This is a genomic window from Ideonella lacteola (genome assembly GCF_038066555.1).
Taxonomy (GTDB): domain Bacteria; phylum Pseudomonadota; class Gammaproteobacteria; order Burkholderiales; family Burkholderiaceae_C; genus Ideonella; species Ideonella lacteola.
Genome location: NZ_JBBUTG010000001.1, coordinates 105,740 through 119,046, shown reverse-complemented (window position 1 = coordinate 119,046; position 13,307 = coordinate 105,740). Strand labels below are relative to the sequence as shown.

Genomic DNA, 13,307 nt, shown 5'->3' with positions numbered 1-13,307 from the left:
ACATCGGCATACCGATCGGCCCATGGGCGACATATTTGACACGATGTGGCGCCTGCACGGCTCAGACGAGCCCAACCGCTGCAGGAGCAACGGCTAACCGCGATGGCGGCTCGAATTGCCCCCTCGGCGGGCGTCTTTTCGCCCGTTGCCCGCCAAGCCAGCCCCCTACCCTTGTCGGGATATGGAGCTGCTCGCGCCCTCGTCTGCCCTGCCCGCTGATTCCGCATCGGCCACGGGTCCCGCCACGCCCGCCGTACCGGCGGCCGAGATCCCCACCAGCCCACCTACCGGCGACGTGCTGGACCACCTTCGCCGCGCGGTTGCTGCCTTCCGGGCGGGCCAGCCGCCGGCCATGGCCGAGGCCTGCCTGGCGGCGCTGAAGCTCGCGCCGCAGCAACCCGAGGCGCTGCAGTTGATGGGCGTGGCCCAGCATCTGCTCGGCCGTCACGAAGCCGCGCTGGAGTGGCTGGATCGGGCGGCGGTGCACAAGGCCGATGCCGCCGACCTGCACGTCAACCGCGGCGAAGTGCTGCGCACGCTCACCCGCTGGCCCGAGGCCGAGGCTGCGCTGCGGCGCGCGCTGGAACTGCTGCCCGACAACGTCGAGGCCCTGAACAACCTGGGCCTCGTGCTGCAAGCCCGCGGCCGGCATGACGAGGCCGAGGCCGCCTACCGCCAGGCGCTGGCGCTGCGGCCGGGCCACGTCGAGGCCTTGAACAACCTCGGCACCTTGCACCAGGAAATGCGCCGCCCGGCGCAGGCCGAAGCCTGCTACCGCGAGGTGCTCACGGCGCAGCCTGACCATGTCAACGCGCTGAACAACCTCGGCACGCTGCTGAAGGAAGCCGGCCGCTGCGACGACGCGGTCGCGCTCTACCACCGGGTGCTGGAGATCGACCCCCAGTTCTACCGCAGCTGGAACAGCCTGGGCCAACTGGCCAAAGAGCGGGGCGACCACGCCGAAGCCATGCGCTGCTACCAGCGCTCGCTGGCGTTGGCCCCCGGCAACGCCGACACGCTCTACAACATCGCGCTGGCCGACCTGCTGTTCGGCCACCTGAAGCGTGGCTTTGCGGGCTACGAGGTGCGCTACCACCCGCGCTCGCAGAACAAGAGTGCCCCGCGGCCGCCGGCCCTCGGCTGCCCGATGTGGCAAGGCGAGCCCCTGAACGGCAAGCACATCGCCTTGGTGCGCGAACAGGGCCTGGGCGATCAGCTGCAGTTCTGCCGCTACGCCACCATGCTGCGCGAGGCGGGCGCCGAGGTGACGCTGATCGTCGATGGTCCGCTGGTGGGCTTGATGAAGACGCTGGCCGGCCCCACACGGGTGGTGGCACCGGGGCAGATGTACGAGCACCGCTACGACTACTGGTCGTTCTTGCTCAGCCTGCCCCACCGCCTGGGCACCGACGTGGGCCAGGTACCCGCCCAGGTGCCCTACCTGCATGCCCCGGCCGACAAGGCCGCGGCGTGGCGCGAGCGCCTGGCCCGCCCTGCCGGCGTGCGCGCCACGGTGGCGCTGGTGTGGGGCGGCAACAAGGACCATGCCAACAACCGCAACCGTTCGGCCAGCCTGGCCGCGCTGGCCCCGCTGTTGGCACTGCCGGGCCTGCGCTTCGTCAGCCTGCAAAAGGGCGAGCCGGCGGAAGAACTGCGCCAGTCGCCTTGGCGCGATCAGGTGCTGGATCTCGATGCCTCGCTGAACGACTACACCGACACCGCCGCCGCGATGGCTCGCATCGACCTGCTGATTTCGGTGGACACCTCGGTCGTGCACCTGGCCGGCGCGATGAACAAGCCTTGCTGGGTGATGGTGGCTCACGGGCCGGATTGGCGCTGGCTGCGCGAAGGGGAGACCACCGCCTGGTACCCCAGCCTGCGCCTGATCCGGCAAACCGCGCCGCAGGATTGGGACGGCGTCGTCCGCACGCTGCACGACCGGCTTGCGGCCTGGTCACCCGCCGAGGACGCGGCGACCTTGGGGCCCGCTCACCCAGCATCCACCGCCACCACCACCACCACCACGACCACGAACGCGCCCACCCCGCCCACCGTGGCTGCCCCGAACGCACCGCCCGCCTCAGAGACCCCTCGCCCTTCCACCAGCGCCTTGCTGCAGCAGGCCATGGCCGCGTTGAATGCGGGCCATGATGTCCACGCCGAAGCCCTGTGCCGAGAGGCGCTGTCCGCCGACGCCGAATCGATCGACGGCTGGCATCTGTGGGCCCTGGCGCTCAAGCGTCGGCAGCGCTTTGCCGAGTCATTGGCCGCCTTCGACCGCGCGCTGGCGCTGATCCGCGAGCCGGCCTTCCGCGCGATCGTGCTCACCAACCGGGGCAACACCCAGCAGGCCGCCGGCGATTTCGCGGGCGCGATCGACAGCTATCGCAGCTCACTGGCGCTGGTGCCGGCGCAATCGGCGGCCTGGTCGTCATTGGGCCAGGCCCTCGCCGCCCAGGGCCGAGCCGGCGAAGCCGAGGCTGCGTGGCGCGAAGGGCGGGCCCAGGTCGCCGACCCCGCGGGCTTGCTCAACCTGTTGGCCTCCGCCGCGCAGCGCCGCGGCGCGCTGGTGGAGGCGGAGCAGTTGTTCCAGCAATCGCTGTCGCACGAGCGCTGCGCACCCACCGAATACAACCTCGCCAACCTCTACAACGACGCCGCGCGCTCGGCCGACGCCATCGCGCATTACCGCGCGGCGTTGGCGCTGGACCCGCACTACAGCCTGGCCCAGACCTCGCTGCTGCGCGCGTTGCAGGCGGCCTGCGACTTTGCCGGCGCGCGGGAGGCCACCGCGCAGGTGATCGCCACGGTGGATGCGGGCGGCGAAGACCCGCTGGCCGGCCCCACGCACCCGGTGTTCCCCTTTGCCTACCTGGCGCTGCCCGCCAGCCGGGCCCAGCAGCGCCGCTGTGCGCAGCAGTGGGTGGCCCGCCAATACGCCGCACCGCTCGCCCGCGCTCCGCAGATGACCTGGCCACCCGCCGCGCCGCGGAACGACGCACGCCTGCGCATCGGCTACCTCTCGTCTGACCTGCATGCCCACGCCACCGCCTACCTGATGGCCGAAGTGTTCGAGCGCCACGACCGCCGCCGCGTCGAGGTCTTCGCCTACAGCTGCGGCCCGAACGATGGCAGCGCGATGCGTGCGCGACTGGAGCGCTCGGTCGACCATTTCATCGAATGCGCCTCGCTCGGCCTCGAAGACCTGGCCCACCGCATCCGGGCCGATGGCATCGACATCCTCGTCGACCTCAAGGGCTACACGCGGGACACCCGCAGCGGCGTGCTCGCGCTGCGCCCCGCGCCGGTGCAGGTCAATTTCCTGGGCTACCCCGGCACGCTCGGGGCCGATTTCGCCGACTACGTGATCGGCGACCCGATCGTCACGCCGCTCGCGCACGCAGCCGACTACGACGAACGCATCGCCCAGCTGCCGCACTGCTACCAGCCCAACGATCGCCAACGCGCCGTCGGCGCCTGCCCTTCGCGGGCGGAAGCGGGCCTGCCCGTGTCGGTGCCTGGCCACGAAGACGGCCCGCCGGTGGTGCTGGCCTGCTTCAACTACAGCTACAAGATCACCGAAGCGGTCTTCGACCGCTGGTGCCAAGTGTTGCGGCGTGCCCCGAACACCGTGCTGTGGCTGCTGCGCTCGAACCCGCTGGCCGAGGACAACCTGCGCCGCGAGATGCGCGAGCGCGGCCTCGATCCGGCCCGCCTCTTCTTCGCCCCCGAGAAGCCGCTGGCCGAGCACCTGGGGCGCCTGCAACTGGCCGATCTGATGCTCGACACCGAGCCCTACAACGCCCACACCACCTGCAGCGATGCACTGTGGGTCGGTGTGCCGGTGCTCACCCGCACCGGCGACACCTTCGCCTCGCGCGTGGCCACCAGCCTGCTGCACGCCGCCGGCGTGCCGGAGCTGGCCACCGCCAGCGCCGAGGCCTATGTCGACCTCGCGGTGGCACTGGCGCAGGACCCTGCACGCCTGCAAGCGCTCAAACAGCGGCTCGCCGCCCAGCGCCTGAGCGTGCCCCTGTTCGACAGCGCGGCGTGGACGCGTGATCTGGAGCATCTGTACGAGCGCATGGCGTGGCGCCAGCGCCAGCAGCTCAAGCCCGCGGCCCTGGCCGCGGTGCCCGCCTGGCCCGCCACCGACATCGAGCGCGCCTTCACCCTCTACCAGGCCCAGGCCGACGAAGAGGCGTTGGCGTATGCCGAAGCCGCCCTGAAGGCCGAGCCCCAACGTGCCGATGGCTGGACGCTGCGCGGCATCCTGCACAAGCGCCTGGGCGACCTGGATCTGGCCGAACAGGCCTATCGGCGTGCCACGCAGTTGCAGCCCGACTACCCCGATGCCTGGAACAACCTGGGCAACCTGCGGCGCGATCGTGAAGACGAGGTCGGCGCGCTGGCCGCGTACCGCGAGGCCGTCCGGCTGAACCCCGACCACGTCGAGACGCTGCACAACCTGGGCGTGGCGCTCGAACACTTCGGCCACTGGGACGACGCGCTCGCCACCTTCGAAGCCACCGTCCAGCGCGACCCGGGCCATGTCGACGGCCATTGGAACCTCGCACTGGCTCGACTGCTGCACGGCCAGTACGCCGCCGGCTTCACCGACTACGAATGGCGCTTCGCGCGCCGCCAGCCCGAGCCGCGCGACTGCCCTCAACCCCGGTGGGACGGCTCGCCGCTGAACGGCCGAACCGTGCTCGTCTGGGCCGAACAAGGCTTTGGCGATGCCCTGCAGTTCCTGCGCTTCCTGCCCGAGGTGAAGCGGCGCGGCGGCCGGGTGATTGTCGAGGTGCTGGGCGAGATGATGGGCCTGGTGGCCCGCACGCCGGGCGTTGATGCGGTGAGCCAGCGCGGCCGGCCCGCCCCGGCCCTGCCGGCATTCGATTGCCATGTGCCACTGATGAGCCTGCCCCATGTGCTGGGCATGGCCGACGATGCGTTGCCGACGCTGGTGCCCTATGTGCACCCCGATGCCGCACGCTGCCTGGGCTGGCGCGAGCGCCTCGTCCAGCGCGGCTGGCAGCGCGATCGCGAGCTCGCGGTCGGCTGGGTGTGGGCGGGCAATCCCAACGTGAAGAACGATGCGCAACGCTCACCACGCTTTGCACCGTTTGCAGACTGGCTGCGCCTGCCGGGCCTGCGCTGGTTCGTGCTGCAAAAAGGCGACGGCCAGCGCGACCTCGCCGGCCAGACGCTGCCGCCGCACTTCGTGAACCTCGATACCGAGATCCAGGACTTCGATGACACCGCCGCGGTGATCGCCGAGCTGGATCTGGTGATCACGTCCGACACCTCGGTGGCCCATCTGGCAGGTGCCATGGGCAAACCGGTGTTCGTGACGCTGCCCTTCCACCACGACTGGCGCTGGGGCCTGGACGAGACCCGCAGTGCCTGGTACCCCAGCGCACGTCTGTTCCGGCAGTCGGCGCGTGGCGACTGGCGGCCCGTGCGCGATGCCGTGGCCGCGGCGCTGGGCGAGTTGGCGCGCCAAACCCTGCCCCGCCACGACGGCACGCCGCCCAGCGAGGCGTCGGCCTGGGTGCAGCGCGCCTACGGCCACTACCAATCCGCCGAGTTCGACGCCCGTCGGGCCGAGGCCGATTCGGTGGGTGCGCTGCTGCGCGCGCCCCAGCGCGCCGACGCCTGGGCACTGATGGGCGCCATCCTGCGGCGCCAGGGTGCCACCGGGCGGGCGGCTGAAGCCTACCGCCGCGCCATCGACGTGGACCCCGGCTACGCGGACGCCTGGCGCAACCTCGCCAACCTGCACAAGGCCCGTGGCGCGCTCGCGCTGGCCGAGCCCTTGTACGCCGAGGCCCTGCGCCTGAAGCCGAACGATCCCCATGCGCTGTCGCAGCAGTCCGACCTTTGGCGACAGCTCGGACCGGCGCCGCAAGCGCTACAGGCCGCCAAACAGGCCGCCAAGGCGGCGCTCGACCTCCAGCCCGATTTCACCGAGGCCTGGCTGCACCTGGGCAACGCCTGCCTCGACCTTGGCGAGCTGAGCGAAGCCCTCTCGGCCTATGAGCGAGCCGTCAGCCTGCAGCCCCGCAGCCTCGAAGCGCACTACAACCTGGGCATCGGCTTGCAGCGCGCCGACCGCCCGGCCGATGCGTTGCCGCATTTCGAGATGGTCGTCCAGGCACAGCCGGCTCATTCGGGTGCCCGCTACAGCCTGGGCCTGGCCCTGCAGTCGATGCAGCGGCTCGACGAGGCGCAGCGCCACTACGACAGCCTGCTCAGCACCTCGCCTTCCCACTTCGCCGCCCGGTTCAACCTGGCGTCGATCCACCTCGCCCGGGGCGCACACGTCGAGGCGCTCGACGAGCTCGAACGCTGCCAGGCCCTGCAGCCGGGCCACCTGGGCGTTCAACTGCAGGTGGTGCACCTGCGCCAACAACTGTGCGATTGGGCGGGCTTGCCCGACGACGCCGGGCTGAAGGCGCTGGTGCAAGGGCTGAGTGCCGAGCCCACCCCATTCACTGCCGCATCCACCGCCCCAACCACCACCCCATTCGACCCGCCTTCGCCGTTTTCGGTGCTGTCGCTGCCCTTGCCGCTGAGCGATGCCGACATCGCGCCCATCGCCGCGCGCCACGCCGCGCACATCGCGCGCCGCGCCGGGATGCCGCTGCCGGCAAGGCCGGTGATCGACCGCCCTCGCCTGCGCCTGGCGTACGCCTCGGCCGATTTCCACAACCACGCCACGATGCACCTGATGCGGGGCGTGTTCGCCCGGCATGACCGCACCCGCTTCGAGGTGAGCGCCTGGTCGTTCGGGCCGGATGACCACAGCGACTACCGGCGCGGCCTGAAGCGCGATGTCGACGCCTTCCACGACGTGAGCCCGTTGAACGACCGTGCGCTGGCCCAGGCCCTGCGCGCCGCCGAAATCGACATCCTCATCGACCTGAAGGGCTACACCCGCGACGCGCGGCCCGGTGTGTTCGCGCTGCGCCCGGCCCCGCTGCAGATCACCTGGCTCGGCTACCCGGGCGCCGCCTGCGCGCCGTGGTTCGACGCCGTGATCGGCGACGCCACCGTCACGCCGATGGACGCCCAGCCCGCCTACACCGAGCGCATCGCCCAGCTGCCGCACAGCTACCAATGCACCGACGATGCGCAGCGCGTCGCCTCCACCGGCCTGACCCGGGCCGACTGCGGCCTGCCCGACAACGCGGTGGTGATCGCCTGCTTCTGCACCCACTACAAGCTGGACGCCGACACCTTCGCGCTGTGGATGCGCCTGCTGGCCCAGGCGCCGCGCGCGATCCTCTGGCTGGTCGACGGCCCGATCGAAACCAGACAGCGCCTCTATGCCGCGGCCGAGGCGGCTGGCGTGGCGCGCGACCGGCTGGTGTTCGCCCCGATCTGGTCCAAGCCTCGCCACCTGGAAAGGCTGGCGCTGGCCGATCTGGTGTTGGACACCCGTTACTACAACGGGCACACCACGGTGAGCGATGCCCTGTGGGCCGGCGTGCCGGTGCTGACCCTGATCGGCAACGCCTTCGCAAGCCGCGTCGGCGCCAGCCTGCTGCGTGCCGCCGGCCTGCCCGAGGGCGTGTGCCACAGCACCGGCGAACTGGAAGCCCTGGCCCAACGGCTGGTCGCGCACCCCAACGAGCGCCAGGCCTGGCGCCAGCGCCTGCGCGCCGAGCGCGGCCGCTCACCCCTGTTCGACACACCTGGCTTCGTGATGGCGCTGGACGAGCTGCTGAACCGACTCTGGCTGGACAAGCTCAGAGGTTGCCCGCAAACAGCTTCTTGATGAACAAGGCCTTGAAGCCCTGCGCTTCATCCAGGCCCAGGCGCTGCAGGTAAGCCGGCGGCGCCTCCTTGTTCTCCCATAAGCTCCGCAGCGCCATGGCCACCAGCTCCACCGGATGCTGGGTGGCCTTCTTCAGCCGCCGCAGCGCTGCGACGATCTTGAGCTCGTCCGCGGTGAGGTCGGTGCCGAAGGGAAAGCCGGGCAGCAAACCCGCCTGGGTGAACGGGTGAAGCTGGGCATCGAGCGCCTGCGGCGTGTTGTGCGTCCAGCTCTCGGGCAGTTGCCAGGCCGCGTCGAGCTTGCCGTGCGACTTGGCAGCCGCCACCAGCTCGGGCTGAAAGCGCGAATCGGCGATGGCGATGAGGCGCTTGACGATTTCGCCGTCGTTCTGGCCGCGCAGGTCGGCCACGCCGTACTCGGTGATCACGATGTCGCGCAGATGGCGAGGGATGGTGGTGTGGCCGTAGCTCCAGACGATGTTGCTCACCGGCCCGTCCGGCGTGTCGTGCGTGGCCCGCAGCATCAGCACCGAGCGGGCATCCGGCAACGCATGCGCCATGGCGACGAAGTTGTATTGCCCGCCCACGCCGCTGACGACAGCGCCGCTTTCCAGCGCATCGCTGGCCGCCGCGCCGAGCAGGGTGACCTTCATCGTCGTGTTCATGAAGCGCGCCTTGACGCGCTGCACCCGCTTGAGGTGCGTTTCCTCCGCATCCTTGCCGTAGAGCTGGTTGATGAAGTCGATGCGCGTCATGTCGATGCGCGCCCGCTCGCCGTCGGCCATCGTGCGCAGTCGCTCGTAGAAGTCTCCCGGGCCGATGAAGAACCCACCCGTCATGCAGACGCCCCCGGTCAGGCGCGGGCCGACGCGGCCTTCGCCATCGAGGATGCCGAAACGTTGCAGCCACTCACGGTCTTCGGGGGTGGGCGGCAGGCTGATGCGGCCCTCTTCGGCCAGCAGCTCCAGCACGTTCGGCGGCAGTTGCCTGGGGTCGAGCCGGCCCTCGTTGATGAGCGTCTGCAGCGTCGGGTCGGCGAACACCTCGCGGCGCACGATGCCGGCCTGCATCAATTGCAGGAAGCCGTTGACGAACATTTCCGAGCAGCCATAGAGGCCCTGCCGGAACGGTGACAGCTCGCGTCCTTGCAGGCCCTGCGGGCAGATCGCCGCCAGGATGCGCCGGTACTCGTCGCCATGCTGGTCGCGCAGGATGAGCGCCTGGGCGATCGCGTCGCCCAGCGAGCCGATGCCGATTTGCAGCGTGCCGCCATCGGCCACCAGGCTGCTGGCATGCAGGCCGATGGCGTAGTCGGTGGTGCTCACCTTGGCATTGGGCGGTGCAAACAGGGTGTGGGTGCCGGCCGGATCGTCGCAAAGCAGGTCGAAGAACGCCGGCTCGACCAAGGCACCGCCGAGCATGAAGGGCATCTGCCGGTTCACCACACCGACCGTGAGCAGCGGCTTGTCGGCCTCGGCAAAGCGTTCCACCACCTCCTGGATCACGTCGGGGTTGCTCGACAGGCTGATCTGGCGCTGCCCGTCGACCACGCGTTCCGCCACGGCCTGCGCGATCACGTTCAGGCCCTGGCCCAGCATGTCGCGCGCGACGAAGGTGTAGTTGGTGCTGATGTAGTGCTGCTGCGCCAGCTCGTTCGTCAGGTAGTCGCCTGTCTTCAGGAAGAACTCGCGCACCTCGATGTTCGGCGGCAGGCCGGGGCCGCGCAGGTCTTTCACATAGTCGAGGTCCGGGTAGTCCTGGAACACGCGCTCGACCAGCGGCCCGAGGAAGTGCTGCTCCAGCTCGCTGTGGCCCGAGGGCACCTCCAGGCTCAGGGCCGTGACGATGGTCAGCTGCCGCGAAGGGTCGGCCTTGACACGCTGGTACAGCCGGTTCACGAAAGGATTGGGCTTGCCGATGCCCAGCGGCATGCCCAGCACGATGGGGCCGTCGATACGCGCCAGCACCTCGTCCACTGCAGCTTCAATCTGGTGAAGCGTGATCGTCATGTGTTTGTCTCCTGCCGCGATTCTGGGTGGCGCAGCGCCGGGCGGTCTTGACTTGCGTCAGGCCGCCCGGCGCCCGAGCCCGCGCGCCATCCGACAGGGGACGCTGCCCAATGTGTCATCCCAGGCTGTCGACGAGGGCCTCGAGCGCACCGCGCCACTGTTCGGCCGACACCGACGACAGCACACGCTCGGCCACCGATTCCCCCTCGTCGCCCAAGTCGCCACCGCGGTAGCCGGCCAGCCAATGCACCAGCAGCAGCCAGGCCGTGTCGGCGTCGAGGCCGAGCGATGACAGCCGGCTCAGGGCCTGGCGCATCGAATCGTCCGGGTTCAGCGCCTCGATCGCCGCCGCCAGCCCATCGTGGCGGCCGGTGGCCAGGTGATGCAGGGCCGCTTGCAGCACCGCGTCGGCATCGGCCGTCGGCTGGGCACGGGCGATGACGCCACGGCCTCGCTCGGCAGGCGCATCGCTCGACACCATGTCGGCCAGCTTCTTGAACATGGCACCCGGCACCGCCGCCACACTGCGTCGGCGCATGTCGGCCGGCGCCGGCACGGCCAGCATCGCCATCGGTGGCGGCATGCCCGCCGCCGCCGCCGCCTCGCCCATGCCGCCCCAACCGGCTGCCAGCATCGACGCCACCGTGTGCAGCTCGGCCAGATCCGTGGCTTTGTCGGCATCTGAGCGTTCGTGCACCACCAGGAAGTGGGTCCGGTCGGTCAGCAACTGGTAGCGCAGCGCGAGTGCCAGGGCCTGTTCGTCATCGAGCCCGCCCAGACGGGCGGATGCCGCCATCCGCGCCAGGCTGGCCGCGCCGGCCTGCGCCGACTCCGGGGCCGCCTGGTGTTCGGCGCTGGCCGGCAGACTGCCCTGCGCGACGAATGTGTCGCCGTCTTCAGCCACCAGCGCCACCTCGGCCGGCACGGCCCCTTCGAACCCGGCGAACACATGCACCATGTCGCCCGCGAACACCTGGCCAGGCAGCCCGGCCACCCACGCGGGGGCGTGCGCCTCGGCACCGCGCCATTGCAGGCGAACTCGGCCCAGCGGCTGCTGGCGGATGCGGGTGAACATCCGATCTACCGCAGCCTCCAGGCTCTCACCCGGGGTGGCGAATTCGCACGCGCCGCCGCTGGCCTCGGCCAGCCGTTGCAGCAGCGAATGGGCTGGCGCGGCGCCCACCCCCACCGCAAAGATGCGGTGCCGGGAGGCGGCCGCCGCCTCCATCATCGGCTCGGCGTTCCAGACCTCGCCGTCGGTGATCAGCAGGATGTCGGCCTGCTCTTGCGTGCCACGCAGCGCGATGGTGGCCTGCAGCGCCGACAGCATCTCGGTGCCGCCCAGATCGGCTTGGGTGGTGTCGATCATGGCCTGCAGCATCGCCAGATGGTGAGGCTTGGCCACCGCCAGCCGCTGGAAGCCATGGCGCGCCGTCGTGCCAAACCGTGTGTAGCTGAAGCGGTCTTCGGCGCGCAGTTGCTGCACCACCCGCTTGAGCGCCACCCTGGCCGAGTTCATGCTGTCGCCCGCCATCGAACCTGAGCAGTCCACCAGCAGCTTGAGGTCGATGCTGGCGCGCGGCGGCCGTGTCTGGGTGGGCAGGAACGATGCGAGTACCACCTGCTGGCCCACATCGGCCACGCGCCGCACCGACGACACGAACGACGGCGCGTCGACGGTGACGACCACGTCGCGATCGAGCCACGCGCGTTCGGCCAGCGTCAGGCGCGCACCGGCCTCGGTCATCGCAAACGCCGCGCGGTGCGTGGCGCAGTGCAGCGCCGAGCCGTTCCAGGAGGCGTCGAGTTCAAGCGTCAACTCGAACGGGTACTCGGCCACCAGCGAGGCCTCGGGCACCTGATGCGGCTGCAGCTGGCCCTGGGTGACGGCATGACCGTAGCGTGGCGCGACGGTGGTCGGCACGCACAGGCGCACCCGGCCCTGCTCCACGGCCTGCAAGTGGCCGAAGCGGTACTCGATCACCGCCTCTTCGCCGGGCTTGAAGTTGCCCAGGTTCGCGGTGAACAGGCCATCGCCCGCACGCTGGAGCATGACCGGCGCATCGCCTTCGTCCATCGCCTGCTCATAGCGGTGCTCGGCCTCGACCTTCTCGATCACCCGCCCCTCGGAAACTCGGCCGCCGAGCGTGACCTTGAAGCCCAGAAGCACCGCGCCCTCGTTCAGCGGGAACGTGTAGACCACCTCCAGCGTCTTGTCCGTGGTGTTGCGATAGCGCTGGCGCACCGTGGCATCGAGCAGCAGGCCCTCCAGCCTGGCATTCATCGTGACGTGCTGCAGCACGGGTGTGGCCTGGCCCTCGCGATGGCGAAGGCCGATCAGGCTGTCCGGATGGCTCATGTGGATTCCTTGTTGTCGTTCGAGCGCACCTCGCGGTACGCCTCGGTGAAGCGCCTGATCAGGCGCCGCACCTGTTCAGCACTGAGCCCGGCGCGGCCGGGTTCGAGGTGCACCTCCAGTCCATCAGCCAACGTCAGGCGGCTCCACACCTCCACGCTGCCGGGCCGGGCAGCCTGGGGCGCGGGGTCGTCTGGCGAGCCCGCACGCAGCTCGGCAATGCGCTCGAGGCTGAGCCCGGCGTCGACCCAGCGGCGGATCTGCAGCAGTTGCTCGAGGTGCCTCGTCACGTAGTGGGCCCCGCGCTTCTCACCCAGCGGCCGGTCGACCAGACCCTGCTGGATGTAGTAGCGCACGGTGCGCGGCGTGAGGCCGGCCAGCGTGGCGAGCGATTCGAGCGAGTAGCGAGACGCGTTGTCGGCGGAAGACATGGCGCCATTAAACGACACCATTTAAAGACAGTCAACTGTCATTAAATTCGTAACCCCGTCGTGCAGGCGCCCACGGGGCCACAATCACGCCCCGTGAGCCCCCCCACCCCCTTCGACCGCTTCGACCCTGCCCGCAAGTTGCTGAGCCTGGAGCAGGCCGTGGCGCGCCATGGCAGCGAGCCCGGTACCGTGTTCACCAACGGCGTCTTCGACGTGCTGCACCGGGGCCATGTGAGCTACCTGGCCGCCGCACGAGCCCTGGGCGAGCGCCTCATCGTGGCGGTCAACAGCGACGCCTCGGCGCGCCGCCTCGGCAAGGGCCCCGATCGGCCGCTGAACCGCGAGATGGACCGCGCCTACCTGCTGGCGAGCCTGGAGAGCGTGGACGCCGTGCTGCTGTTCGAGGAAGACACGCCGTTGGCGGTGTTGGCGCAGTTGAAGCCGGCCATTTATGTGAAGGGGGGCGACTACGACATGGCCCAGTTGGCCGAAACGCCCCTGGTGCAAAGCTGGGGCGGCAGATCGCTGGCGCTGCCCTTCGTCGATGGCTTCTCGACCACCGCGCTGGTGCGACGCATCCGCGGCCACTGAAAGCCCGGCTCCCCATCCGGCGCCCGGCACGCCCGAAAAAAAAAGGGCCACGATGGTTGCCCATGTGGCCCGGAGGAGGAGTGGTCTCTGATCAACGTTCAGCCCGAGCACCATGGGTCACATGGTTTTCGAGCCTCC

Annotated in this window: 5 protein-coding genes; 2 read left to right on the top strand and 3 right to left on the bottom strand. The window is 70.1% G+C overall.

Annotated features, from left to right (window positions below):
- Positions 1–181: 181 nt before the first annotated feature.
- Entirely contained in the window at positions 182–7,783 is a 7,602-nt protein-coding gene (locus tag AACH06_RS00390) for an O-linked N-acetylglucosamine transferase family protein (RefSeq protein ID WP_341423604.1), read from the top strand.
- On the opposite strand, the gene AACH06_RS00385 is transcribed toward AACH06_RS00390, so the two are convergent.
- From AACH06_RS00385 to AACH06_RS00375, 3 genes are all read right to left on the bottom strand, one after another.
- Entirely contained in the window at positions 7,755–9,791 is a 2,037-nt protein-coding gene (locus AACH06_RS00385) for an acetyl-CoA hydrolase/transferase C-terminal domain-containing protein (RefSeq protein WP_341423603.1), read from the bottom strand. The two genes, AACH06_RS00390 and AACH06_RS00385, sit on opposite strands and share 29 nt — an antisense overlap.
- A gap of 115 nt (positions 9,792–9,906) precedes the next feature.
- Positions 9,907–12,150, bottom strand: a complete 2,244-nt coding sequence (locus AACH06_RS00380; RefSeq protein ID WP_341423602.1) for a VIT domain-containing protein — start codon at positions 12,148–12,150, stop codon at positions 9,907–9,909.
- Complete coding sequence (locus AACH06_RS00375; RefSeq protein WP_341423601.1) at positions 12,147–12,578, bottom strand: helix-turn-helix domain-containing protein; 432 nt, start codon at positions 12,576–12,578, stop codon at positions 12,147–12,149. The genes AACH06_RS00380 and AACH06_RS00375 overlap by 4 nt, the downstream gene beginning before the upstream one ends.
- Positions 12,579–12,716: 138 nt before the next feature.
- Here AACH06_RS00375 and rfaE2 point away from each other — a divergent pair, with 138 nt between their 5' ends.
- Entirely contained in the window at positions 12,717–13,169 is a 453-nt protein-coding gene (gene rfaE2, locus AACH06_RS00370) for a D-glycero-beta-D-manno-heptose 1-phosphate adenylyltransferase (RefSeq protein WP_341424209.1), read from the top strand.
- Positions 13,170–13,307: the final 138 nt, after the last annotated feature.